Annotated in this window: 22 protein-coding genes; 18 read left to right on the top strand and 4 right to left on the bottom strand. The window is 28.7% G+C overall.

Annotated elements, in window-relative coordinates; all coding sequences use genetic code 11:
- Nucleotides 1-3 precede the first annotated feature (3 nt).
- The 6 genes from fusA to HRT41_01315 all read left to right on the top strand — a co-directional run bounded on the left by fusA (nt 4) and on the right by HRT41_01315 (nt 10,595).
- Nucleotides 4-2,112: an elongation factor G gene (fusA, locus tag HRT41_01340; protein ID NQY22654.1), complete on the top strand. Its 2,109-nt coding sequence runs from the start codon at nt 4-6 to the stop codon at nt 2,110-2,112.
- 526 nt (nt 2,113-2,638) lie between these two features.
- Nucleotides 2,639-4,612, top strand: coding sequence for a TolC family protein (locus HRT41_01335; GenBank protein ID NQY22653.1), 1,974 nt, complete (start codon nt 2,639-2,641; stop codon nt 4,610-4,612).
- A gap of 45 nt (nt 4,613-4,657) precedes the next feature.
- Nucleotides 4,658-6,793, top strand: coding sequence for a type I secretion system permease/ATPase (locus HRT41_01330; GenBank protein ID NQY22652.1), 2,136 nt, complete (start codon nt 4,658-4,660; stop codon nt 6,791-6,793).
- Complete coding sequence (locus HRT41_01325) at nt 6,786-8,126, top strand: HlyD family type I secretion periplasmic adaptor subunit (GenBank protein NQY22651.1); 1,341 nt, start codon at nt 6,786-6,788, stop codon at nt 8,124-8,126. Before HRT41_01330 ends, HRT41_01325 begins: the two co-directional genes overlap by 8 nt.
- A gap of 60 nt (nt 8,127-8,186) precedes the next feature.
- Nucleotides 8,187-9,056 carry an NAD(+)/NADH kinase gene (locus tag HRT41_01320; GenBank protein NQY22650.1) on the top strand — a complete coding sequence of 290 codons (870 nt, stop codon included), beginning with the start codon at nt 8,187-8,189 and terminating at the stop codon, nt 9,054-9,056.
- A complete protein-coding gene (locus tag HRT41_01315; protein ID NQY22649.1) occupies nt 9,057-10,595 on the top strand; it encodes an AAA family ATPase in 1,539 nt (512 codons plus the stop codon).
- Between the two features lie 100 nt (nt 10,596-10,695).
- Here HRT41_01315 and HRT41_01310 read toward each other — a convergent pair whose 3' ends face one another.
- Nucleotides 10,696-12,615 (bottom strand): ankyrin repeat domain-containing protein, encoded by a 1,920-nt coding sequence (locus HRT41_01310; protein NQY22648.1) that lies wholly within the window; start codon nt 12,613-12,615, stop codon nt 10,696-10,698.
- Between the two features lie 267 nt (nt 12,616-12,882).
- Between HRT41_01310 and HRT41_01305 the strand changes: the two genes are divergently transcribed.
- The 12 genes from HRT41_01305 to rimM all read left to right on the top strand — a co-directional run bounded on the left by HRT41_01305 (nt 12,883) and on the right by rimM (nt 23,066).
- On the top strand, nt 12,883-14,175 hold the full coding sequence (locus HRT41_01305; GenBank protein ID NQY22647.1) for a U32 family peptidase: 1,293 nt from the start codon (nt 12,883-12,885) through the stop codon (nt 14,173-14,175).
- The gene (locus HRT41_01300; protein ID NQY22646.1) at nt 14,175-15,479 is read left to right on the top strand and encodes a hypothetical protein; all 1,305 of its coding nucleotides are present in this window, start codon (nt 14,175-14,177) and stop codon (nt 15,477-15,479) included. The genes HRT41_01305 and HRT41_01300 overlap by 1 nt, the downstream gene beginning before the upstream one ends.
- Nucleotides 15,480-15,527: 48 nt before the next feature.
- Nucleotides 15,528-16,022, top strand: coding sequence for a 5-(carboxyamino)imidazole ribonucleotide mutase (purE, locus tag HRT41_01295; protein ID NQY22645.1), 495 nt, complete (start codon nt 15,528-15,530; stop codon nt 16,020-16,022).
- 120 nt (nt 16,023-16,142) lie between these two features.
- The gene (gene glyQ / locus HRT41_01290; protein ID NQY22644.1) at nt 16,143-17,072 is read left to right on the top strand and encodes a glycine--tRNA ligase subunit alpha; all 930 of its coding nucleotides are present in this window, start codon (nt 16,143-16,145) and stop codon (nt 17,070-17,072) included.
- Between the two features lie 6 nt (nt 17,073-17,078).
- Nucleotides 17,079-17,834 carry a Nif3-like dinuclear metal center hexameric protein gene (locus HRT41_01285; GenBank protein ID NQY22643.1) on the top strand — a complete coding sequence of 252 codons (756 nt, stop codon included), beginning with the start codon at nt 17,079-17,081 and terminating at the stop codon, nt 17,832-17,834.
- Nucleotides 17,827-18,546, top strand: coding sequence for a hypothetical protein (locus tag HRT41_01280; protein NQY22642.1), 720 nt, complete (start codon nt 17,827-17,829; stop codon nt 18,544-18,546). The genes HRT41_01285 and HRT41_01280 overlap by 8 nt, the downstream gene beginning before the upstream one ends.
- Nucleotides 18,547-19,692, top strand: coding sequence for a lipid IV(A) 3-deoxy-D-manno-octulosonic acid transferase (waaA, locus tag HRT41_01275; GenBank protein ID NQY22641.1), 1,146 nt, complete (start codon nt 18,547-18,549; stop codon nt 19,690-19,692).
- Complete coding sequence (locus tag HRT41_01270) at nt 19,682-20,431, top strand: RluA family pseudouridine synthase (protein NQY22640.1); 750 nt, start codon at nt 19,682-19,684, stop codon at nt 20,429-20,431. The genes waaA and HRT41_01270 overlap by 11 nt, the downstream gene beginning before the upstream one ends.
- Before the next feature lie 178 nt (nt 20,432-20,609).
- On the top strand, nt 20,610-21,974 hold the full coding sequence (gene ffh / locus HRT41_01265) for a signal recognition particle protein (protein NQY22639.1): 1,365 nt from the start codon (nt 20,610-20,612) through the stop codon (nt 21,972-21,974).
- A gap of 81 nt (nt 21,975-22,055) precedes the next feature.
- Nucleotides 22,056-22,289, top strand: coding sequence for a 30S ribosomal protein S16 (rpsP, locus tag HRT41_01260; protein NQY22638.1), 234 nt, complete (start codon nt 22,056-22,058; stop codon nt 22,287-22,289).
- Nucleotides 22,290-22,297: 8 nt separating this feature from the next.
- Nucleotides 22,298-22,537, top strand: a complete 240-nt coding sequence (locus HRT41_01255; GenBank protein NQY22637.1) for a KH domain-containing protein — start codon at nt 22,298-22,300, stop codon at nt 22,535-22,537.
- Between the two features lie 4 nt (nt 22,538-22,541).
- Nucleotides 22,542-23,066: a 16S rRNA processing protein RimM gene (gene rimM, locus HRT41_01250; GenBank protein NQY22636.1), complete on the top strand. Its 525-nt coding sequence runs from the start codon at nt 22,542-22,544 to the stop codon at nt 23,064-23,066.
- Between the two features lie 33 nt (nt 23,067-23,099).
- On the opposite strand, the gene HRT41_01245 is transcribed toward rimM, so the two are convergent.
- Genes HRT41_01245 through flgG form a run of 3 tightly spaced genes read right to left on the bottom strand, consistent with a single transcriptional unit; the run spans nt 23,100 to nt 25,855 of the window.
- A complete protein-coding gene (locus HRT41_01245) occupies nt 23,100-24,644 on the bottom strand; it encodes a hypothetical protein (GenBank protein ID NQY22635.1) in 1,545 nt (514 codons plus the stop codon).
- Nucleotides 24,645-25,055 carry a hypothetical protein gene (locus tag HRT41_01240; protein ID NQY22634.1) on the bottom strand — a complete coding sequence of 137 codons (411 nt, stop codon included), beginning with the start codon at nt 25,053-25,055 and terminating at the stop codon, nt 24,645-24,647.
- 11 nt (nt 25,056-25,066) lie between these two features.
- Nucleotides 25,067-25,855 (bottom strand): flagellar basal-body rod protein FlgG, encoded by a 789-nt coding sequence (gene flgG / locus HRT41_01235; GenBank protein NQY22633.1) that lies wholly within the window; start codon nt 25,853-25,855, stop codon nt 25,067-25,069.
- Nucleotides 25,856-25,909 lie beyond the last annotated feature (54 nt).

Genomic DNA, 25,909 nt, shown 5'->3' with positions numbered 1-25,909 from the left:
AATATGGCAAGAGTTACACCACTACACCAAGTTAGAAACATAGGAATCGCTGCTCATATTGATGCAGGGAAAACTACTACAACTGAAAGAATTTTATTCTATACAGGTGTTGAGCATAAAATCGGTGAAGTTCACGATGGTGCTGCTACAATGGATTGGATGGAACAAGAGCAAGAAAGAGGTATTACAATTACTTCTGCTGCTACAACTTGTCACTGGAAAAACCCAGTAGATGGTACGGATACTATGATTAATATCATTGATACTCCAGGTCACGTTGACTTCACAATTGAAGTTGAGAGATCTATGAGAGTTCTTGATGGTGCTGTTGCAGTATTCTGTTCAGTTGGTGGGGTTCAACCACAATCTGAGACTGTTTGGAGACAAGCAAATAAATACAGAGTTCCAAGAATCATTTTTGTAAATAAAATGGACAGAACTGGTGCTGATTTCTTCTCTGTTGAATCACAAGTAGCTGAAAGACTTAAAGCTAATCCTGTGCCTATTCAAATTCCTATTGGAGCTGAAGAAAACTTTGCTGGTGTTATTGATTTAGTTCAAATGAAAGCAATTGTTTGGGATTTAGATGCAGAAATGGGTTCTAACTACCACGTAGAAGAAATTCCTGCTAATTTAGTTGATAAAGCTAACGAATACAGAGAAAAATTAGTTGAAGCTGCTGCAGAACAAGATGAAGATTTAGAAATGAAATACCTTGAAGGTGAAGAAATTACTAATGACGAAATCATGGCTGCGATTAAAAAGGGTTGTTTAGCAATGAACATTACTCCTATGATTTGTGGAACTGCATTTAAAAACAAAGGTGTTCAAACGTTACTTGACGCTGTTTGTAGATATTTACCTTCTCCTGTAGAAGTTGAAGATATTAAAGGTGAAACTCAAGACGGCGAACCTGTTATTGTTGAATCATCTGATGAGGGTGAAGTTGCTGCTTTAGCTTTTAAAATTATGACAGATCCTTTTGTTGGACAATTGACATTTGCTAGAATTTATAGAGGTGTTTTAAAATCTGGTACTTACGTTCTTAATTCAACAAAAATGAAAAAAGAAAGAATTGGTAGACTTCTTAAAATGCATGCAAATAAAAGAGAAGAAGTTTCTGAATTATATGCTGGTGAAATAGGAGCTGTAGTTGGATTAAAATCAACAATTACTGGTGATACTTTGGCATCTGAAAAAGATCCAGTTATTTTAGAAAAAATGGACTTTCCTGAACCAGTTATATCTGTTGCAGTTGAGCCTAAAACTAAAGCAGATCAAGAAAAAATGGGTGTTGCTTTAGGAAAACTAGCTCAAGAAGATCCTTCTTTTAGAGTTAAAACAGATGAAGAATCTGGTCAAACTATTATTTCAGGAATGGGTGAGCTTCACTTAGAAATCCTTGTTGATAGAATGAAAAGAGAATTCGCTGTTGAAGCAGAAGTTGGTGCGCCTCAAGTTGCTTATAGAGAAACTATTAAAAATGCAACTAAAGTTGAGTACAAATATGCTAAACAATCTGGTGGTAAAGGTCAATACGGTCACGTATATTTAGAACTTACTCCATTACCTTCAGATAGTGAAGAAAACTATATCTTTAAAAACAACATTAAAGGTGGATCTGTTCCAAAAGAATATATTCCTGCTGTTGATAAAGGTTGTCAAGAAGCAATGGCTGGTGGAATTCTAGCTGGTTACCCAATGGTTAACATTCAAGTTGCATTATATGATGGTTCTTACCATGATGTAGATTCATCTGAAATGGCGTTTAAATTAGCTGCTTCTATGGGATTTAAAAAGGGTTGTAGATCTGATGCTGCAGGTCCTGTTATTTTAGAACCTATGATGAGAGTAGAAATTGAAACTCCTGAAGATTATATGGGTGATGTTATTGGCGATTGTAACAAAAGAAGAGGACAAGTTCAGTCTATGGATGACAGAGCTGGTATCAAATTAGTTGTTGCAATGGTTCCTTTGGCTGAAATGTTTGGATACTCTACAGATTTAAGATCTATGTCTCAAGGACGTGCAACTTATTCTATGGTATTTGATAATTATGCTGAAGTTCCAAGAAATGTATCTGATGAGATCATTAAAAAGAGAAATGGTTAATCAGGAATTATAAGAGTGAGTAATCTCACTCTTATCCTGATTAACGAGCTTTCTTTAATATAATTGAAATCGCAGATTTCATAATTATATAGAAAGGTCCGAGGGAAGTAATAATTACTTCTCTCATCAATTTCGATTATAAACCTCAATACTCTAAGTATTGAGGTTTTTTTTTACAAAATATTTTCCTTATAAGTATCAACTATTGATTCAATCTAATATTTAAATACGTAAAATTATAAGTAAATAAAATTCATGTTTTTTCTTCCTCTTTCTTTCATAATTCATAGAGTAAAAACTTTTATTAATACAAAAGATCTCTTCTTTAAAATTTCATATTAAAAACGTATTTATTAGTCAAAATGCAAAGATAGTTTTTTAAGTGTAGAATAGTCATCAAGAAATTAAGTAAAAATAATAAATAAATTATCTTACTAAGGCCAAAATACAAAAATAATAATAAAAACTTATATTAATTTAAAAGAGTTTAGCTAAAATAATTAAGACATAATTCATAGGATGCTGAATGTATACAAAGCTTATATTTGTTGGTTTTATCTTTTGTTCTTTACTAGAAGCCATTAGTCTTAAAAATGTGATAGAAAATACCATTAAAGAAAATCCAGAAATAAAATCTTTTCATAAAAATACCCAAGCCAATAAATATTATATTGACGAAGAACGTGCCTCTTTTTTACCAAGTTTAACACTTGATGCTTATTATGAAAAAAAAGACATTGAGGAAAAAACTCAAAACAGTAATAGAGACTCAACACAAAAGGGTCATAATGTAATTTTAAAAGTATCTCAACTTCTTTATGATGGTGGGAAAGCTGATGCCAGATACGATGAGCAAAAGAATTTGTATCTTTCCAAAAAACTAGCGAATGACTTTTTAATTGATAATATTATTCAAACATCACTTGAAACATATTTGGACTTAGTTAAATATGAAGAAAAATTAATTTTGGTTAAACATAATTTAGGGGTACATGAAAACTATTTAGAAATTGCAATCAATTCTGAAGAAGTAAGTGGTGAGAAATTAGATAGATTACAAGTTGAATCAAAATTAGCTACTTCTTATGTAAGGTATTATGAAGATGTAGAAGCTCAAAAAAACCTGAACCTTACGTTAAAAGAAGTCTCCAATTTAGAAATAAAAAATGAATTTATTTGCAGACCAATTGTTGATGAAAGTTTAATTGTTCTAAAAGAAGAAGCGTTTATTAAAGAAGCACTTTTTAACAATAAAGAAATTTTGGAGCAAATAACAAAGATTAGAAAACAAAATAACGTACTTTCACAAAACAGACTCTTTTTGCCAAGTATTAATGCTTACATTACACAAGAGTTTGATAAAGATTTGGACAAAGTGAATACTAGAAAAGATGAACTGTCTTTTAAAATTCAATTAACTTACAATTTGTTTAATGGTTTTAGGGATCAAAGTAAATATCTACAAGAAAAAACCTTTTTAAATGAAGCTCAGATTTTATTAGATTCACTTACTAATAAAGTTAAAAAAGAGTCTGCTCTTAGACATTTTATTTACTTTAATATAAAAAATAAGATTAAATATTTGAAAAATTATATTTTATATAACAAAGAAATACTTGGAATTTACCATCAGCAGTTTGAAGGTGGTACTAGAACTTTTCTAGATTTAGTTAATCAAGAAGCAGAAGTATTTAAAGCAAAAAATGATTTAATAGAACAAGAATTTTTGCATTTTAAAAATTACTACCAAATTTTAAAAGATTTAGGTTTATTAACTAGAACTATTCTAAAGCATCAAAATACTTTATGTGAAAAGATTGTACTTAGTTTTGATGAGTATAAAAGTGATTCCAATGAAGAAAATGATTTAATTGAAATATTAAATGATGACTTGAATGCTAGCGATACTTCGCTTTCAAAGGAAAAAAAACCAGATGAAAAAATAGATAGTATCACACAAGACAGTCTTAATCGAGCAAAAGATTTTACTAAAGATGGTACTGTTAATATGATGTTAGATGATATGTTAACAGATATTTATAATTTAGAAGTAGACAATGATAAAAAAAGAGTTGCTTCTTTTAAAATTAAAGTGAATAAAAAAGTCATTCCTCTTTCTTTTGAAAAAAAAGTGGAAGATAATAATATAAATAAAAAAATAGAAAAAAAACAAAATTATAATCTAAGAATTCTAAGTTCAGTAAAAGAGATTCTACCTTTAGAAATAAAAACTGAGTTCTTGAATGAATCATCAAAATTTTATACCATAGTTATTTTAAATGTTAATAAAAATATTAGCATGAAAGAATTTATCAGAAGATATTATTTAGATGATAATTATTACAATTTTAAAGTAAAAGGAAAAGAAAGAATACTTTATGGGGCATATATTTCTTCCAAAGAAGCCAAACTTGCAATTGAAGCTTTACATCCACATTTACAGAAAATGCAAGTTGTTGTTGATTTAATTAAAAATCAGAAATCCTTATATAAAAAATAAAGGCAAACTTTGAAACCTGAAATAAGCGAAAATGAACTCGAACAAATGACAAGCACTAGAAAAATAGATTCTCTTCTTGAATGTTTATTATTTTTATCAAAATATTATAATAGGCCCAGTTCTGCTGAATCCTTAACAAGTGGATTAGCTATTTATAATCAATTTATGAGCCCAAAAATGTTTGAGGAATCAGCCTTAAGAATTGGACTAAAAATCAAAACAGTAAAAAGAGAATTAAAAGAACTCTCTTCTTTAGCACTGCCTAGTGTATTAATTTTAGAAGGGAATTCTGCTTGTGTGCTTTTAGCTATTAATGAAGAAGATAATACATATAAAGTAATGATTCCTGAAATATCAACAGGAGAAATGACTATTACTTCTGCTCAAATGCACGGTATTTATGCAGATTTTACGCTTATTATCAAACCAGAATATAATTTTAATAATAGAATTAAACAAGATGTTAAAATTGATCAACCTAAATCTTGGTTTTGGGGAACTATGGTTAAGAGTAAACCCTTGTATATTAAAGTAATTATTGCTGCTTTAATTATAAATATGTTTATTCTAGCAACCCCTATGTTTACTATGAATGTATACGATAGAGTCCTGCCTAATAATGCTCTTTCAACCTTGTGGGTACTTGCTATTGGTATTTTACTGGTAATGACATTTGATTTTATTCTAAAATTAATGCGTGCTCATTTTATACAACTTGCAGGTAAAAAAAGTGATATTATAATGTCTTCTATGATTTTTGATCAGTTACTTAATATAAGGCTTGATCAAAAGCCTGCTTCAACAGGACAGTTTGTTTCAAGACTTCAGTCTTTTGAAAGTGTAAGAGAATTTTTCTCTTCAGCTACCGTTGCTGCTATTGTAGATTTACCTTTTATTGTTTTGTTTATTATTATAATTTTTATTATTGGAGGACCGGTAGGTTATATTTCAATTTTTACAGTTATTATAGCTTTTACTTTTTCTTATTTTATGCAAAAACCTATAAAAAAAGCAGTTGAAGCATCTGCAAAAGAAGATCAAATAAAACAAAGTACGTTAAATGAAACAGTTGCTGGTTTAGAAATAATAAAATCAGTACGAGCACAAAGCAGAATGAGAACTCATTGGGATAACTCCATTGAAAAAACAACTCATTATGGAAAAAAATCTCATTTTTTATCCCAAATAGTAACCTTTTTTACTGCATTTATTTCTCAGTTTTCTAATATCGCTATTGTAGTTGCGGGAGTATATTTAGCAAGTATTGGTGAGATGACTATGGGAGCTATTATTGCATCTATGATGCTAAATGGAAGGGTAATAGCACCTGTTTCCCAAATAGTTGGTATGATTATTCGTTTTGATAAAACAATATTATCTTTAAATAATATTGATGAAATTATGAAGATGCCAGTTGAGAGAGAGCATGATAAGAATTATTTATCCAGACCTGATTTAAATGGGGACATTGTTTTTAAAGATGTTGATTTTTCTTATAAAGATCAAAATTTCCTGGTTTTAAAAAATATTAATTTGACCATAAAACAAGGTGAAAAAGTAGGAATTATTGGAAAAATTGGATGTGGGAAATCTACACTTTGGAAATTAATCATGAATTTATATGAGCCTAAAAGTGGGTCTGTTTTAGTGGATAATTCTGATATTAGGCAAATCGATCCTGTTGATCTACGACGGGCTATTGGTTGTGTACCTCAAGAGCCATTTTTATTTATGGGCAGCATTAAAGATAATATTACTATTGGAGAAGAGCATGCCAGTGATACGGAAATTTTAGAAGCTTCTAAAATTGCTGGAGTACATGATTTTATTGGAAAACATGATGTGGGATATGATTTATTAGTAGGGGAGAGAGGTGAAGGATTAAGTGGAGGGGAGCGCCAAAGTGTTACTTTAGCAAGAGCCATTATTACTAACCCCAATATTTTAATTCTGGATGAACCTACTAACTCGCTTGATGGGCAAAGTGAAGAATTATTTAAGCGCCGTATCAAAGATATTGTTGCTGATAAAACAATGATTTTAATTACACATAAACCATCTGTTTTATCACTGGTTGATAGATTAATAGTAATGGATGATGGAAAAATAATTGCTGATGGGCCTAAAGAAGAAGTTCTTGAGAGTTTAGCAGGTAAAAGTAAAAGGGTAAATCATGCATAAAGAAGATGTTGATTTTGTGCATGCTTTGCAAGCACAAGTAAATGCGGAGCCTAGTAATTTTACAAATAGGTTTTTTTATTTAATAATAGGATTTTTCTTTATTGCAATTATCTGGGCTTATTTCTCAGATATAGATGAATTAGCAAGAGGTGAGGGGAAAGTAATTCCTTCTGAAAAAATACAAACCATACAAAGTTTAGATGGTGGAATTATTGCAGCTATTTTGGTTAAAGAAGGTAGTTTTGTTAAAAAAGGTCAAGCTTTGATCAAAATTGATACTACAAGATATAAAGCTTCTTTAGATGAAAACAAAAAAGCGTATTGGGGTTTGCTGGTTTCTAAAGTACGACTTAACAGTGCACATTCTATGAATATGAAGTATAAAATTCCTGTATTGAGATTTTCACGAGAATTAAAGCAGAATGTACCTGACCTGATTGAAAGTGAAAGAGTTCTGTACAGAGCAGAAGTAAAAGAACATAAAATTGCCTTAGAAATTCTAGAAAACCAATTGGGACAAAAAATACAAGAATTATTTGAATTAAAAGCAAAAAAGAAACAATTGTTAACTACCAAAATCTTAGTAAGAGAAGAATTTAAAACAATCAAGAGATTGGTTGATTCTAGGGCCAAATCTAAGATTGAACTTATTACTGTAAAAAAAGAATTAAATATAATTTCTGGAGATATAGCTGCAATTAATGCAAGTATTCCAAAAGCAAATTTAACCATAGAAGAAGCAAAAAATAGAATTATTGAAAAAATAAATAATTACAAAAGTGAAAACTTAAAACAGCTTCATGATGAAAACATAAAAATAAAAAAATACGAATCCATTTTGATAGAAGAAGAAGATAAACTGGATAAAACGGTTGTGAAATCGCCTGTAAATGGTGTTATTAAATTAATTAATGTGAATACAGTAGGTGGAGTTGTAAGATCTGGTGATAATTTAATAGAAATTGTACCTGAAAGTGATGTTTTGTTAATTGAAGCTAAAATTGACCCTAAGGATATTGCTTTTATTAATCCTGAACAAAAAACGGTTATTAAAATTACTGCTTATGATTTTTCAATTTATGGTGGATTAGAAGGCCAAATTGTTGAAATATCAGCGGATAGTATTATTGATAAAGAAGATAAAAACCAGAAACCATATTACCGTATTTTGGTAAAAACCAATAAAAATTATCTGGAAAGAAAAGGAAAAAAACATCCAATTATACCTGGAATGATTGCTTCAGTTGATATTATTACGGGACAAAAATCCATTCTAGATTTTTTATTAAAACCTATTTTAAAAACAAAACAAAATGCATTTCATGAAAGATAAGAATTATCTTTCATTTTGTAATACAAAGGGTTTCAAATAAATATTTTGTTATAATCGCATATGAAAATAACCAAAAACTTTGATAAACTAAAACAAATTAAAACAGTTGGCATTATTTTACGACCAAATTCGCCAGCACTTATTGAACAGTATGAAATAATTAAACAGCATTTTTGTGATGAAAACATTGAAGTACTGTTAGAAGACAAATCTTCTTTAATGATTTATAAGAAAAAAGCCTATTCTTTTGATGCTTTATGTCAAAAAAGTGATTTTTTAGTTTCTCTTGGTGGAGATGGTACCTTAATCTCAGTAGTAAGAAAATCTTTTGCCTGTGATATAGCAGTTTTAGGTATTAATCTTGGAACATTGGGTTTTTTAACGGATATTCCTTTTTCAAAAGTAAAACCTTTTATTCAAGATTTAAAAAAAGACATATATAAAATCGATTCTCGCATGATGATTGCAGGAGCAACAAAAGCGAATACTTTTGTTGCTTTTAATGACATAGTAATTTCAAGAAAATCTATTTCTTCAATGATTAGGATTAATGGCAAAATTGATGGAAAACCTTTTAACACTTATTATGGTGATGGTGTTATTATTTCTACCCCAACAGGTTCAACTGCTTACAATCTTTCTTTAGGTGGCCCTGTTGTATTTCCCTTAACAGATGCTTTTATTGTTACTCCTGTTGCACCTCATTCTTTAACACAACGCCCTTTAGTACTTCCAGCAGACTTTGAGATAGAATTTACTATTTTAAGCTCACAAGGTGCTGTTATTATTGTAGATGGGCAAGAATTTTACGGAATAGAACAAAATGAATCTATAAAAATAAAAATTGCTTCAAAAAAAGCAAAATTAATACACCGTGTTGAACGAAATTATTTTGAAGTATTAAGTGAAAAACTGCAATGGGGAAATTAAATGATTAGTAGGTTTTATTTAGAGAATTATTTATCCTTTTCAAAAGTTGATTTGGAATTTAAAAAAGGTCTTGTCGTTTTTACAGGACCTTCAGGTGCGGGTAAATCTATTTTAATGGATTCTTTGCTGGCATTGTTTGGTATTAAAGAAGGAAAAGCTACCTTAAGTGAAGTCGTATTAGAAGAGACAAATATATCAAATGATTTATTTGATATAAAAAACAATGATGATATTTATATCAAAGAAATAAAAAAAGATAAAACACGCTACTTTTTAAACAATCAAAGTCTTTCAAAAAAGAATTTAAAAGATTTTTCTTCTTCTTTGGTAAAACATATTCATGTAAAAGACAATTCTGATTTTGAAAGTGATAAACTTATTTATTTTTTAGATTTTTTATCTCAAAATGAGAATAAAAACTTTAATAAATTAAAAGAATCTTTTGCTATAAAATATGCAGAATTTATAAGCATTCAAAAAGAGTTAAATAAAATTATCCAGGATGAATCGAAACTAGATGAATTAAAAGAATTCGCTAAATATGAAATTGAAAAAATTGTTTCAATTGACCCTAAAATAAATGAATACGATGAACTAAAAGAAATCAGAAAAACCTTAAGTAAAAAAGACAAAATTGAAGAAGCAATTAATGAATCTAAAGAAATATTTTCTTTTACATCAAAAGTTTCAAAAACATTGAATTTAATGGAAAAAGACAGTTCTTTTTTTGATGAAGCGATAAATGAACTTAATAATATTTATGAGGGGTTTACTGATTCTTTATATGAGTTAGAAGATATGGATATCGAAGAGGTTTTAAATCGTATTGAATTATTAAGTTCACTTGAGAAACGTTTTGGTTCAATATCTCTAGCTCTTGAGTATAAAAAGAAAAAAGAAGAGGAATTAGAATCTTATGATAATATTATATTTTCTAAATCACAATTAGAAAAAAAAGTTCTTGTGCTTGGAAATGAAATTAAAACATTAGCAGATAAACTAAGTAATGAACGAAAAAAATCTGCTAAAATACTTGAAAAAAAGATAAATCACTATTTGAAATATCTTTATTTATCGAATGCAAAAGTAATCTTAGAAGAAAAAACACTAGATGGAACGGGTATTGACAAAGTAGTCTTTATTTTAAATAATGTTAAGTTGGATACTATTTCTAGTGGTGAATTTAATAGATTAAGGCTTGCTTTATTAACATCCATGAGTGAATACGAAATCAATGATAATGGTATTTTATTTTTAGATGAGATTGATGCGAATTTATCTGGAAAAGAATCTGCTGCAATTGCAACAGTACTTAAAAAACTAACACAAAAATATCAAATTTTTGCCATTTCACATCAACCCCAATTAACAGCTTGTGCTTCTCAACACTTTTTTGTTGATAAAAAGAATAATAAATCCAGTATTACGGAACTTTCCAAAATTGAACAGGAAAATGAAATTGCACGAATGATTTCGGGAGAAAAGATTACACAAGAAGCGCTTGTTTTTGCTAAGGATCTGCTTGAGGCTTCTTCGTAGTAATTGAGTTCTCTTGTTCTTTTGAGCTAAGATGCGCATATAAAAAGCAATCTCATTCGAGGGAAGTGATGCGCATATAAAAAGCAATTTCTATTGCTTTTTATATGCTTACATTAAACTCTTTTCTCATATTTTCAGTCAAAGACTTAAGTTTTGTCCAGTCTGTTGGGTTAGAAGTTTTCTCTAAAAGTGGGCTTAAGTTTTTGTGAAATTTTTTCAAAAAATTATGAATATATTCAGTTTTATTAAAAGGATTATTAATGTAAGCTCCATTATCAATTAATTCTACCACTAAATCCGTATAACCTAAAAAAGCCGCATAATTAATAGGTAAAACTCCGAATTTATCGGGTTTATTTAATAAATCTTTGTTAAAAGATAAAATTAATCTAAATACTTTAACTTTATTTTGCCACATACAGTTATGAATCATATTTCTACCTCGGGCATCAACAGCATTAATATCAGCTCCTGCATTTAGAATTATTTTGATGGTTTGAATATCATTGTCTAAAATTGCTTTATGTAAAGTAATGCCACCATGCGAATCTCTTGCATTAACATCAGCCCCTAAGGTAATTACTTGTTTTAACATTATGTAATACAAACGCTGATCAGAAACTTTTTTAAAGGCAATATTTTCTGCCATATACTTATAAACAATATTTGAATTCTCTCTGTCTCTTTGATTAATATCTGCGCCATATTTAGCCAAAGATTTAACCAAATCAATATTATTATGAAAAACAGCATCAAAAAAATAAGGTTGTTCTTCCGAATTTAACATTGTTAAATTAACTTCTCCATTTAATAAAATTTCATGCAATACTTGTCTATAGTTTTGTGTTTCATCTATATTTCTTTTTTCTTTTAATTTCATCTTTTTTTCATTGTGTAATACAAGCTCAATGGTAATAAGTTTTTCAATAATCGTTTTGTTATTATTATCTGTGATGTTGGGGCGTGCTCCATAATTAAGCAATAAAGAAACAGCTTCTATATTAGAACTACCTTTCATGGCAGCTGTTGATAAGGCTGTTGTATTTGAGGAGTCAATAAAGTTGGGATCTACGCCATATTCTAAAAGAATTTTCATGATATCTATATTGTTAATTGCTGTTACGTAGGTTAAAACATTTTCTCCATCGTTATTGTATACATTGTAATTTATTTCTTCTTCTATTAACCAGGGAATCATATCTATTAAATTGATTAATGGAAGTTTTTCATCTGCTGTTAAATCTTTAAGTCTGGGATAATCAGTGTTGATATATTTAATCAATTCCATTAAAACAGTATTTCCATCTTTATCTACATGGTTAATATCTAAACCCAAAGACAAAGCATACATAAATGTGTCTATGCTTGACGCACCCTTTTTAACTATATAAAATAAAGTTGATTTCCCATTTGGATCAGTTTCCTCTAAATTGAGTTTTGCTTTTGATAAAATTAATTTTAAAATAGCTGGTTTACTGTAGGTATTTTGATAAAATAAAATACTGCTATCAACTTTAACAAGTTTATTTACAATAATATCGTTTATAACTTCTATATTTTGTGAATCTACGGCATCAAAAATAAGGTTGTGATTTTCTAAATCAACATTATTGATTTTTTTAGCACTTTTCTTTAGAGAAATATAAATTGATTTTCTTGAATACTTTACTGCTTCTTGTATTGCAGTTCTTCCTTCATTATTTCTTTCATCAAGTTTTGCGCCTGCATTAATAAATAAGTTAGCTGCTTCAGTAGCGCCTAATTTAGAAGCTAATAATAAAGCAGTATTTCCATCTTCATCGCATAAATTCATATCAATCTTTTTAGATAGTAACCATGTAATTGCTTCTATAGAATTGTTTTCTGCACTCATGTGTAGAAAACCTTTTTTATGTTCATTTACATAATTTATTTTCACATCTTTTAAAATTGAATTTGCTTTTGATTCTGAGAATGTTGCATGATTAAGTACTGCTATTAAATCTTCTGCTGTATAAGTTTTAAATAATTTCGAAAACATAAAGGGTCCTTTGATTTAGATATTTTAGCAAAAGAATGTATTTTAAAAGATTAAAAAAATAAATAATTTTAAATAATTAGCAAAATAGCCTAAAATGGTAAAAAAAATGCTTTTTTCCTTATTATTTAATAATAAAAAAATAGATTTTATTTTTAAAAGACTGGATTTGCTTAAAATATTATCTATGATTTTATAACAAAGAAAAAATAAATAGAATTTAGCTATAATCGCGATAACAATATTACAGTGCAATGCACAAGGATTAAAATGAAGAAAGTAGAATTATTAAGTCCAGCAGGAAACTTAGAAAAACTAAAAATAGCAATTTCATATGGGGCAGATGCCGTTTATGGGGGTGTGTCACATTTTTCGCTAAGAATTAGATCAGGAAAAGAATTTACACTTGAAACCTTTCAAGAAGGTATTGATTATGCTCACGAAAGAGGAAAAAAAGTATATGTAACGATTAATGGTTTTCCTTTTAACTCTCAAATTAATTTATTAAAAAAGCATATTTTATCAATGGCAGCGTTAAAGCCTGATGCTTTTATTGTAGCAGCTCCTGGAGTTGTAAGGTTATGTAGAGAATTAGCACCCCAAATAGAAATACATCTCTCCACTCAAGCCAATGTACTTAATTATTTAGATGCACAGGTTTTTTGGGACATGGGTGTACGAAGAATAGTAGTTGCCAGAGAAATTTCACTAAAAGATGTTATTGAAATTAAAAAACATTTACCAGATATGGAAATTGAAATTTTTGTACATGGGTCTATGTGTTTTGCTTATTCAGGACGTTGTTTGGTTTCCGCTGTTCAAATGGGAAGGGTTCCTAATAGAGGAAGCTGTGCGAATGACTGTCGTTTTGAGTATACCTTATATGCTGCAAATGAAGATCATAGCTCACTGTTTAGACTAGAAGAAGAACCAGGAGTTGGTACGTATATTTTTAATGCAAAAGATATGAACTTAGCCTCTCATATTGATGAAATCTTGGAATCCGGAGCAGTAGATTCTTTAAAAATCGAAGGAAGAACTAAATCCCCTTATTATGCTGCAGTAACTGCAAATGCCTATAGAATGGCTATTGATGATTTTTATGAAGGTACTTTTGATGAAGCAAAATACCAAAAAGAATTGTTCACAACAAAAAACAGAGGTTTTTCAGATGCGTATTTAATTCATAAACCTTTTGATAGAAATGATACTCAAAACTATGATTATTCTTTATCAAAAGGTTCTTTTGAAGTATCAGGACTTGTTTGTGACGATGAAATACACTTTTTATGTAAATATAAAACATTACCTGGAATTGATGTTGAAATCTTTTTACCTCAAAATTCTTCTATTGATGAATGTGAAAATGAAATTGGAAAGATTTATAAAAAAGAGGATGGCAAATATTATATTAATTTCAAAAAGATTTTAACAGATAAAAATAAAGAGTTAGAAGCTGTTCATTCTGGAAATCTTAATAAAATTCAATTACCAGGGAAATTACCTTATTTAACCATGTTAAGAATAGAAAATGAAGGCGAAGCGGTTAATCCGTTCGCTTAATGGTTTATTTTAAAGTCTCGCAAAATATTAATATAAAAACGACGGATGGTTCTTTAGTAAAATATCATAAAGCTCCTCCTGGAATTACAAGTGATGACTTTATTTATTGTTCAACCTATAATGATTTTTTAGATTTGAAGAATGTATTTGCACGAGTAGACAAAAAATATCAAATTAAAGTTCTTCTTGAAGATCGAATTCTTTCTTCACATATTATGCCAATTGAATTAGGAATTACAAATAAGTTCGAATACCAAACTTTGAAAAAAATTGATTATCGCATGAAAAAAAACTTATATGTTGAAAAAAACTTAGAGCATAAAATAAAAGAAGTATCTTTTAATGAAGATGGTTTTGATTTTTATGAACAAATAAAACATTGTATAAAACCAGATATCAGCTTAGCAATTATTGGTGGAGTGGGTAGAAATATTGGAGAAATTATTTCTTCATGTTCTGCTTTAAGAATTTTATATGAAGAACTTGAACATAAATTTTTGAGTATTAAACTTGATATTTATTTAGAAAGTAGCGAGAATAAATACTATTCCAGAGATAAAGAACTTCTTCTTACTCAAGGTTTTATACATAAAATTGAGCCTTTGTCTTTGTCTTTAAAAAAACTTTTAAATTATGATTTTATTATTGACACTTCTTTATTGAATAAAAGAACCTACTTTTCTAATATGCCTTATGTTGACGCTTATCTTTATAAATTTGGAATTGACTATGAAAAAGTTAATAAACAAAGAAAATCGACTTTTATAGATAGAATTAGCACACCTTTAAATAAAAACTTAATTAAGAAAATAAAAGACCTAAAAAAAGTGGGAAAACTGCTTTTATTTCATCCTTATTCTGCAAACGAAAACAGAAGCATACCTAAAGAATTTGCAATAAAATATCTAAAAAAATTGATTAATAAAGCGGATGATTATACTATTGTATCTGCTTTAAATATTACAGAATTGCATGATGATCGTTATGTAAACTTAGCTGGATTATCTAAAAGTTTAAGTGAATTTATTTATATAATTTCGCAAGTAGACAAAATTATTACAGTTGATACTTCTACTTATCATATTGCAGATGCTTTTTTTGTTCCTACTTTGGTTTTGTTTACCGATGATAAAGCTGAAATCAGAACCAAATATTATCAGCAAACAAAAACCATCGAAATTGAAGACAAAACAAAAAATTATTCTACCTTTACTTTTGAGAATCCTAGTTTAGAACTTTATAAACATCAAGCATGGAAAGAGCTGAAAATATCGAAGGTTATGAAACTATTAGAAACAATTTGATATAATCCAAATATGTTCGAAAAAGAATTAATTATTAAGGAAAATATTATGAATTTTGTTTCAATTATAATGGGAAGTAAATCAGATTACGAAGTTATGAAAAACTGTAGCGATACGTTTGAAAAGTTTAATGTGAAGTATGAAATGATTATTTCATCAGCACACAGATCTCCAACAAGAACAAAAAACTATATTAAAGAAGCTGAAAGTAAAGGCGCTGTTGTATTTATTGCTGCTGCTGGAATGGCTGCACATTTAGCTGGAGCATTAGCTGCAACTACAACTAAACCTGTTCTTGGAGTTCCAATGAAAGGTGGAGCAATGGATGGAATGGATGCTTTGCTTTCAACAGTTCAAATGCCTTCTGGAATGCCTGTAGGTACTGTTGCTTTGGGACGTGCTGGTGCAATTAATGCAGCTTACTTAGCAATGCAAATTTTAGCTATTAGTGATAAGGAATTGGCAACTAAGTTAATAGAAGATCGTATTATTAAAGAAAAAGCAGTTGAAACAGATTCTTTAACTATTGAAGTTAGAATATAAAATCGTTAAAGAAAAAGAGAGATTTATCTCTCTTTCTTCAAATATAAATTAAAATATTTCTTTGATATGTTTTAGTTTTTATTTGTATTATATGAAATAATTTATTACAGGAAACCAAGCATGTTAACATTTTCACAAATGCTATTAAAACTACAAGAATTTTGGGCTAATCAAGGCTGTAATGTTCTTCAACCTTATGATATTCCAGCAGGTGCTGGAACTTTTCATCCCGCAACTCTCTTACGATCTCTTGATTCTACTCCTTGGTCTACTGCTTATGTAGCTCCATGTCGACGACCAACGGATGGAAGATATGGAGAAAATCCGAATCGTTTGGGTTCTTATTATCAATTTCAAGTTTTAATTAAACCAAGTCCTTCTAATATTCAAGATTTGTATTTACAAAGTTTAGAATTTTTAGGTTTAGATATTTCAAAACATGATATTCGTTTTGTTGAAGATAACTGGGAATCTCCAACACTTGGGGCTTGGGGTCTTGGTTGGGAAGTATGGTTAGATGGAATGGAAGTTTCACAATTTACTTATTTTCAGCAAGTAGGGGGAATTGTTTGTGATCCTGTTGCTGTTGAGATCACTTATGGTACTGAGCGTTTAGCTATGTATCTGCAAGAAGTAGATTCTATTTTCGATATTGTATGGAATAAAAATGCCCATGGAATTACTACTTATGCAGATGTGCATAAAGAAGGGGAATATCAATTTTCAAAATACAATTTTGAAATTGCAAATACAGAAATCTTATTCAGACATTTTGATGATGCTTTTGCTGAGTGTAAAGCTGCCTTAGAAGCACAATTACCTTTACCTGCATATGATCAGTGTATGATAGCTTCCCATGCTTTTAATACACTTGATGCAAGAAAAGCAATTTCAGTTACTGAGAGACAAAACTATATATTAAAAGTACGTGAACTTTCACAAGCTTGTGCTAAAATGTACAGTACACAAGAAGTAGAAAGAACAATAAGAATTGGAAATAAAAAAAACTTGGAAATTTTAAAAGAAAAATTTCCTGAAAAATTTGTTTAGGTAATTATGAAACTGGAATTAATTTATAATTTTTTAGATGAACTATCCCCTTTTTCTTTGCAAGAAAAATGGGATAATTCAGGCCTTTTGGTTGGAAATTTAAATGATGATATAAAAGAAGTGCATATAAGCATTGATTTAGATGAAGAGATGTTGGCTTTGATTCCTAATAACTCTTTGATAATTACTCATCATCCTTTAATTTTTAAAGCCTTAAAAACAGTAAATTATGATTCTTATTCTACAAAACTATTAAAAATACTTATTCAAAAAAATATTGCATTAATTTCTATGCATACAAATATTGATGTAAGTCATTTAAATAAATATGTAGCACAAGAAATCTTAGGTTTAGAAATAATTCCTAGTGAGGATTTTATTGTATATGCAAAAGTAAATATGCCCTTTGATGATTTTTCAAAATATATCAGTGAAAAATTAAATCTTAGCTATAACAAAGTTGTTAAGTGCAGTGATTATATTCAAAGCGTAGCATTAGTTACAGGTGCTGGAATGAGCTTTTTAGAAGAGGTAAAAGCAGATTGTTTTTTAACCGGAGATATTAAATATCATGAAGCTATGGAAGCCAAAAGTAGAAAAATCTCATTAATTGACATCAGACACTATGAAAGTGAACAGGCCTTTAGTACCCTTCTTATGGGACTTTTAGAAAAATATTTGGAAAATAATAAATTAAAAGCTATAATTACAGCTTCAAAAAACCCATTTGTGTTTTGTAAACAAGGAGAACCGATTGAATAAATATTTAGAAGACCTAGTTAAGTTATCAAGTTTTGATACAAAAATTTCAGCATTTGAACCCAGAATTGAAGATGAAAACAGTAAGTTGGCAGCATTTATTGATGTAGCAGAAGAAATAAAAGGTAAAATCAATACTTTATATGCAGAAATTGATGATATAAAATCAAAAACAACTAAAAATAACATTCACTTAGGTGAGTTAAAATCTAAATTAGAAGATATTGCTAAAAAACATTCTTCTGTTAAAACAGACAGAGAATTAAAAGCATTACAACTAGAAGAAGAAATTTCTAAAGAACAAATTACTTTTGCTAATGAAGAAATTATCAGATTTGACATTTTAAGTACTGCAAAAGAAGAACAATTAAAAGAGTTTCAATCAAAATTAAGTGAAGAAGAAGCTTCAATTGCTGAACTTAAAGTTCTAGTTGATGGTAATATTGAAAGCATTTCTAAAGAGCGAAATGAAGTATATGAAGACAGATCAAAATTATTAGAAAATTTTGATAATAAAATCTTAACATTTTACCAAAAAATCAAAAGATGGGCTACTGATGCAGCTGTTGTACCTGTACGAAAACAAGCGTGTTATGGTTGTTACATGAAAATAAATGATAAAATATATTCAGAAGTAATTAAATCTGATGAGATTGTAAACTGTCCACATTGTGGAAGAATTCTTTATAAAGAAAACGAATCTGAAGAGGCTTAATTGAGCCTCTTTAGTCTAATATACTTTTTAATTAGTCTATTTCTCTATCTTCTAGCACTTCCATTTTTACTGTACAAAGCTTCAAAAGAAAAATATAAAATTGCAATTCCTTCAAAGTTTTTTTTGAAAAATAATAAATTCTTTGATAAAAATGACATATGGTTTCATTGTTGTTCTATGGGAGAAACTAAAGCTATTGAAACAATAGTTAAAGAATTAAAAGAAGAAGTTAATATAAGTGTAATTACCAATACTGGATATGAAGAAGCTAAAAAGTTTTCTAGCAGTGTTAGGTATTTGCCTTATGAACTTTTTTTACCTTTTTGGATTAAACCCCAAAAAGTTTTATTGGTTATGGAAGCTGAGCTTTGGTATATGTTATTTTTGTGTGCAAGAAAAACAAATACAAAAACGTTATTAATAAATGCAAGAATCTCTGATAAGTCTTATAAGTCTTATTTACGATATGCATGGATTTATAAGAAAATTTTTAAAAATATAGATAAAGTTTTTGCACAAAGCGAAAAAGACAAAAAAAGGCTTCTTCAATTAGGTGCAAAAAATGTAGAAGTTATAGGGAATATAAAACTTGCAAATTTACCAAAAGTAAAACAAGAGTTAATAAAACCTAAAAGTTTTGTCCTCTGTGCTGCTTCTACACATGAAAAAGAAGAAGCACTTATTTTAGATGCGTATAACAAAGATTTAGGAAAACTAATAATTGTTCCACGTCATCCTGAACGTTTTGATAAAGTTGAAAAATTAATTAAAGAGTATTGTAGAAAAGAAGATTTGACATATAATAGATATTCTAAAAATGCCCATTTTAATGCTGATATTACATTAGTAGATGTTATGGGAATTTTAATTGATATAATGAATATATCAGATGCAGTTATATTAGGTGGCGCTTTTGAAAAAATTGGTGGACATAATCCAATTGAGCCTGCTTTTTTTAATTGTAAAATAATAAGTGGAGAACATATATTTAATCAAAAATCACTTTTTGAGTGTGTAAATGATTATTATATTGTTAAAAATGAAGAACTAAAAGATACATTAAAAAATGTTAAGAATTTAAAAAATTCATCACTGGTTCAAAAAGGTTCAATTGAGCCTATTATAAAGGAAATAAATGGAAACTGAAAAAGCATATAAATTATTAGCACAACAAGAAGGAATTTCTAACGGAAAAGCTAAAACATTAATTGATAAAGGACTTGTAAGAGTTGCTGGTAGAAAAGTAACAATTGCTAGGGGCGAAATAGATGTCAGGTCAAATTTTGCTATTAAAGATGTAAATGATTTAAGAATTATTTTTCAAGATGATGATATTATGGCTGTGGATAAACCCGCTTTTTTAACAGCGGATGAAATAAGCAGAAAATTCCCTGATTATATCTTGTTAAACAGATTAGATAAAGAAACATCAGGTGTTATGTTGTTTGCCAAAAATAAAGCTTTTCAAAACAAAGCAATAAGTGAATTTAAAGCTAACAGAGTTTATAAAGAGTATGTTGCTGTTGTTGAGGGAAAATTTATTGATGATATAGAAATTGATAAACCAATTTTAACTATTAAACACTCTGGAAAAGCAAGATCTACTATTGATAAAAAAGCAGGTAAACATGCTAAATCTACTGTTTATCCTATGTATGTAGAAGGAAATAAATCAAAAGTTAAAATTGTAATTGACACAGGAAGAACACACCAAATCAGAGTACATTTAAACTCAATTGGTTTTCCTATTATTGGAGATGCAACCTATGGTAAAACATCACCAAACGTACAAAGAGTATTATTGCATTCTAAATGTACTAAAATATTCGATTATACTTTTGAAGCAAAAGAACCAAGAGAGTTTAGAATTTTTGGACTGGAATAATCTTGTATATTTTAAGTATAAATGAAGTTTAATAAATTGCTACTAGCCCTAGTAATGGCTACTGCTAATATAAAATTATCAATTTTATATTAAATTTAACTTAAAACACACTCACTTTAATATTAAACAAAGCAAAATATCTGTATTATTACAAAATTAAAAATATGGAGAGATTATTTTGTTTGATGTTATAAGTAGTTCTATTAAAAATGCAGTTAATAAAATCAGATTTAAAGATGACGCAGCGTCTTTAAGTAAAGCCACAACTGAATTAAGAAAATCACTTTTAAAAGCAGATGTTTTTCATAAAACAACAAAAGAATTAGTAACACTTGTTGAAGCAGAAACAAAAAGATTAGGAATTGGGCAAGAGTCTTTTCTTAAAGCTTTAGCTACTTCTTTAGAAACAATATTAACAACGCCAGGTAATCAAGGTTTTGTTTATTCATCTACTCCTCCTACTACTATTCTTATGACAGGACTTCAAGGTTCTGGTAAAACAACGACAACAGGAAAACTAGCAAATTATCTTAAACTTAGAAAAAAGAAAGTATTAGTTGCTGCGTGTGATTTACAAAGACTTGCCGCTGTAGAACAATTAAAACAAATTGCTGCACAAATTGAAGTTGACATTTATTATGATGAGAATGAAAAAAACCCTGTAAAAATTGCACTTGCTGCAAAGAAAAAAGCGCTTGAGGGACATTATGATGTTCTTTTAGTTGATACTGCTGGACGTTTAGCCATAGATACAGAATTAATGAAAGAATTAAAAGAGATAAAAGACTCTTTAAACCCAGATGAAATTTTTTATGTTGCAGATTCATTAACAGGTCATGATGCAAGTAAAACAGCCAGTGCATTTAAAGAACAAATTGGTATAGATGGTGTTATTTTATCTAAATACGATGGAGATGTTAAAGGTGGAGTTGCCATTTCTTTAGCACATCAAGTAGGGGTTCCTTTACGATTCTTAGGAACGGGTGAAAAAATGCCTGATCTTGAAGTATTCATTCCTTCAAGAATTGTTTCTAGATTAATGGGTGCTGGTGATATTGAAGGTTTAGCTGAAAAAACATCTGTATTAATTGATGAAAAAACGGCAAAACAAGTAGCACGTAAGATTAAAAAAGGTGAATTTAATTATAATGACTTTTTAGACCAATTAGCTATGATGAGCAAACTAGGTTCTATGAAATCAATCATTGGTATGATTCCTGGTCTTTCTGCAATGACAGGAGGGCTTAAAGATATGGATTTTGATAATTCTGTTGAGATTAAAAGAATTAAAGCCCTTATAGGTTCTATGACACCAAAAGAGAGAGAAACACCCTCTTTAATTAATCCAAGTAGAAAAAAAAGAATAGCCAAAGGATGTGGCTTAAGTGAAGTTCAGATTAACAAAATCTTAAAACAATTTAAATCTGCATCAAAAATGGCAAAAAAACTTTCATCTAAGGGTGGAATGAAAGGTTTGGCTAATATGATGGGTCAAATGAAAGCACCTGGTGCTATGGGCAGTCTTCCTGGATTAGGAAGATAAAACAATAAAAATGTATAGTGTTGAACTGTAAACTCTAAGAGTTTAGAATTCAATACTATCGAAAATTAAAAGGAAAAAAACATGACAGTAATTAGATTAACACGAATGGGTCGAAACAAAAAACCATTTTATAGAATCGTTGTAACAGATTCAAGAAAAAGAAGAGATTCAGGATGGATTGAATCAATTGGTTATTTTAACCCAGTAGTTGAGCCTAAGGTTCTTAAAATTGATTTAGAAAGATATAACTATTGGTTAAGCGTTGGTGCTAAACCTAGTGAAAAAGTTAATAAATTAGCTACTTCAGCTAAATAGGTTTTCCTATGATAACAAATTTCATAGAAAACTATGCAAAGTTAATTGTTTCTTGTCCCGATGAAGTTAAGGTTTCAAAAGAACAAATTGATGAAACCTTTGCAGAAATTACAATTAAAGCCAATTCAAATGATATTGGTAAATTAATTGGCAAGAATGGTAATATGATCAATGCTTTAAAAACCATGGCAAATGGTTGTAAAGCTAAAGACGGTGTATCTTACAAGATACAAGTATTGGCAAACTAGTTTTATGGAAAATGTTTATATAGCAAAACTGGGAAAATCAGTTGGATTAAAAGGAGAAATTAAAATTTTTCTGGAATCCGACTTTCCTTCTCAATTCAAAAAAAACGCAAGTTTTACTACCAATAAAAATATTACATTAATAGTTGAATCCTTTAATGAAAAAAGAGCTGTGATTAAGTTTTTTGGAATTAATGACATTGATGCAGCTAAACGACTAACAAATACTGAGATTTATACAACAATTGAAGATACAAAAGATTCTTGTGCCCTAGAAGATGACCAATTTTTTTGGTTTGATATTAAAGAGTGTCAAGTGATTGAAAATGAGATTGTTCTAGGACTTGTTAGTGAAATACACCGTTATCCCTTGAGTGATTATTTAGAAGTTATAACGTCTAAAGACTTATTGGATAAATCTTTGGCTAAAACATTTTTAATACCTTACAATAAAGAATATATTCTTAGTGTAAATATTAATGAAAAAGAAATTATTGTGAAAGACTCTTTAATTATTTTAGAAAATAGCTAAGAATTTTATTCGTAATTACTAAGAAAAAAATTCTTAGTAGTTACATCTTTTGTCAAATTCTTCTTGTGTCAAATCAATTTTATAAGATTCATTCTTAAATGATTTTTGAAGTTTTTTAAGTACTTCATCTCTTTTTTCTTCACTATACGTACCCAATAATACTTCAACAGTATTGTTATTATCTCTACACAATTGTATATTATTATCAACTGCTTCAATTTTATCAATAAATGATTTGTATAAAAGGGTATTATTTGTTTCAACTTTTATAAAAGCTAAAAAAGAACTTTGCTCTATTATTTCATCTTGTTCTTCAACCATTATTTGTGCTATTAGGCTGTTTTGTATTGGTAAAGTACTTTCTTCAATAACTATTTGTGTATTTTTTTCTGCTTCAGTATCTACTTCAATTTCTTTTTCAATTTCTTCTTTTTGTTTTTCTAATAAAGTTATGGCTTCTTGTGCTTCTTCTTTTATCTTCTCATTTTCTTTTTCAAGATTATTTTCTTTATTTTGTGCAAGTAATAGTTCTTCTTGTGTGGTATTTAGTTCTTCTTTTAAGACCTTATTATTATTTAATAAATTATTATTCTCTTTTAATAATTGTATTTCTTTGTATTTGGCTAAAAGTTCTAAGTCTTTATTAATTTGCAATAATTGTGCATTTTTATCTTCAAGACTTGTTTGATATTCTTTTTTCTTTTTCTCTTTTAATTCTAAATCTTCGCTTTCAATGATTTGGTATTTTGTCAATAAATTTAATTTTTTGTTTAATCTTATAACATTAATATCTTTTATTTTAAAGTTATATTTTTCTGTTTTTTTGCTCATGCTTGATTTAATAATATTTTTCTCTTCAACTTCTTTTTCAAAAAATCCCAAAAAATATAAAATAACTAGAATAATAGAAAAAGAAGCAAGTACAGCCAGAACAATTAATAAATATTTTATATAGTTTGGTTTTTTCTTTTGAATATCTTTGTTTTCTTCCATTTTTTCACTATCAATTGATTCTATAGGTGTGCCAGTACCTGCTATTACAGAAGCCAAACCAAGTTCATTTAAATCATCTTGGGGTAAGGGGTTTTCTTCTTCTTTATCTTCTGACATGAAATCAAGGTTTTCTAATTCATCATCTGCTAAATCTTTTTCAGTGTTATTATCTTCTTCATCCAGATTCATAAGTTCATCTAATTCTTGATCTTCAGTGCTATTATCTTCTTCATCCAGATTCATAAGTTCATCCAAATTAGAGGCATCAGAAGGGTTATCTTGGATAAGTTCATCCATATCAGAAACAATACTATCCTCATTGTTTTCATCAAAATTCATTAATTCATCCATATTGGACTCATCTTCTTTTATCTCATTTGTATCTAGGTTCATTAATTCATCCATGTTATTATTATCATCAATATCATTGTCTAAATTCATTAGTTCATCCATGTCAGAAGATTCAGTATTTGCATCTGCATCTAAATCCATTAATTCATTCATATCCTCATTACCATTTTGAGGGATATCACTATCAAGGCTCATCAACTCATCTAAATCATTTGTATTGCTGTTTTCTGCCATTTATTTATCTTTATTTGAATTTCGTTTTTCTTTTTGTTTCTCTAATATTTTTCTTTTGTTTTTTTCATAATATTCTTTTCTATACTCTTTTAGTTCTTCTTTTCTTTTTTCTCTATAATCTTTATCATATTCTAAACGTTTATTTTTATTTAAAAAATAATACTCTTGTTTTTGTTTTTTGTATTGCGTTATTTTCTTAATGATTTTTTCTTTTCTAGAATCCACATGTTTTTTTTGTTGTTTAATTATTTCTTTTATTTTAAAATCAAAGTTTAAATCACTTAAATCATTTTCATAATCATGGGTGACTTTTTTTTCTTTGTTTTTATTTTTTAAATAATATTCTCTTTTTTTCCGCTTATGTGCCAGAAGTTTTTCTTTGCGAACATTTTTTAATTCTTCAAGCTTCATATTAATAATTATTAACTTTTCAATCTATTAACAATATCTAACATCTCATCTGTTGTTGTAATAGATTTTGAATTGGCTTCATAAGCTCTTTGTGCTGTAATCAAATCAACCATCTCCGTAACCAAAGATACATTTGAACCTTCTAGCATTCCTTGTCTTAAGGAACCAAATTGTTCAACTCCTGGATTTCCTTCAATTGGATCACCTGAAGAGGCAGAAGACATAAACATTGTTTCTCCAATAGGAGATAAACCAGCCGGATTAATAAAATCTACAATAGTGATTTGCCCCAACGTTACAAGATCTCCTGTTGTAGCATCTGTTGCACTCACTGTTCCATCTGTTCCAATAGTTAAATCAATTACATTATCAGGTTTTACAATTTCTGGTTCAAGTTTATAACCGCTTCCATTAACAATAGCACCCTCAGCATCAAATTTGAAAGACCCATTTCTTGTATATGCTATTTCACCATCGGGTAAAGTTAATGCAAAAAAACCATCACCTTCTATTGCAATATCCAATTCATTCCCCGTTGTTGCATTATTTCCAGGAAGGAAACTCTTTTGTACTCCTGAAAGCCTTACACCCATTCCCACATCTATTCCTGTAGGATTTGTAGTAGTTGCAGATGTTTGACCTGCAGTGTAATTTAATGATTCATACATTAAATCTTGAAATTCGGCTCTGTCTTTTTTAAAACCAGAAGTATTAACATTGGCAATATTATTTGACGTGACATCTATTTGATGTTGTTGCGCATTCATACCCGTTGCAGCAGTATATAATCCTCTAATCATTAGAAATCCTTTTGTAATTAAGATTATTATATTTAAAGAACTTTTAAACTTTCA

Source organism: Campylobacteraceae bacterium, from assembly GCA_013215945.1.
Taxonomy (GTDB): Bacteria; Campylobacterota; Campylobacteria; order Campylobacterales; family Arcobacteraceae; genus NORP36.
The sequence above is the reverse complement of the archived record's forward strand: the minus strand, read 5'-3'. Positions and strand labels throughout refer to the sequence as shown.

Bases quoted from the DNA above. Each gene is read 5' to 3' on its own strand.
- rpsP (NQY22638.1), top strand. From the start codon at position 22,056: ATGACAGTAATTAGATTAACACGAATGGGTCGAAACAAAAAACCATTT.
- HRT41_01310 (NQY22648.1), bottom strand. From the start codon at position 12,615: ATGTTTTCGAAATTATTTAAAACTTATACAGCAGAAGATTTAATAGCA.
- HRT41_01325 (NQY22651.1), top strand. From the start codon at position 6,786: ATGCATAAAGAAGATGTTGATTTTGTGCATGCTTTGCAAGCACAAGTA.
- HRT41_01300 (NQY22646.1), top strand. From the start codon at position 14,175: ATGGTTTATTTTAAAGTCTCGCAAAATATTAATATAAAAACGACGGAT.
- HRT41_01315 (NQY22649.1), top strand. From the start codon at position 9,057: ATGATTAGTAGGTTTTATTTAGAGAATTATTTATCCTTTTCAAAAGTT.
- HRT41_01305 (NQY22647.1), top strand. From the start codon at position 12,883: ATGAAGAAAGTAGAATTATTAAGTCCAGCAGGAAACTTAGAAAAACTA.
- fusA (NQY22654.1), top strand. From the start codon at position 4: ATGGCAAGAGTTACACCACTACACCAAGTTAGAAACATAGGAATCGCT.
- HRT41_01320 (NQY22650.1), top strand. From the start codon at position 8,187: ATGAAAATAACCAAAAACTTTGATAAACTAAAACAAATTAAAACAGTT.
- HRT41_01270 (NQY22640.1), top strand. From the start codon at position 19,682: ATGGAAACTGAAAAAGCATATAAATTATTAGCACAACAAGAAGGAATT.
- purE (NQY22645.1), top strand. From the start codon at position 15,528: ATGAATTTTGTTTCAATTATAATGGGAAGTAAATCAGATTACGAAGTT.
- HRT41_01335 (NQY22653.1), top strand. From the start codon at position 2,639: ATGTATACAAAGCTTATATTTGTTGGTTTTATCTTTTGTTCTTTACTA.
- rimM (NQY22636.1), top strand. From the start codon at position 22,542: ATGGAAAATGTTTATATAGCAAAACTGGGAAAATCAGTTGGATTAAAA.
- HRT41_01240 (NQY22634.1), bottom strand. From the start codon at position 25,055: ATGAAGCTTGAAGAATTAAAAAATGTTCGCAAAGAAAAACTTCTGGCA.
- HRT41_01330 (NQY22652.1), top strand. From the start codon at position 4,658: ATGACAAGCACTAGAAAAATAGATTCTCTTCTTGAATGTTTATTATTT.
- flgG (NQY22633.1), bottom strand. From the start codon at position 25,855: ATGATTAGAGGATTATATACTGCTGCAACGGGTATGAATGCGCAACAA.
- HRT41_01255 (NQY22637.1), top strand. From the start codon at position 22,298: ATGATAACAAATTTCATAGAAAACTATGCAAAGTTAATTGTTTCTTGT.
- glyQ (NQY22644.1), top strand. From the start codon at position 16,143: ATGTTAACATTTTCACAAATGCTATTAAAACTACAAGAATTTTGGGCT.
- HRT41_01285 (NQY22643.1), top strand. From the start codon at position 17,079: ATGAAACTGGAATTAATTTATAATTTTTTAGATGAACTATCCCCTTTT.
- HRT41_01245 (NQY22635.1), bottom strand. From the start codon at position 24,644: ATGGCAGAAAACAGCAATACAAATGATTTAGATGAGTTGATGAGCCTT.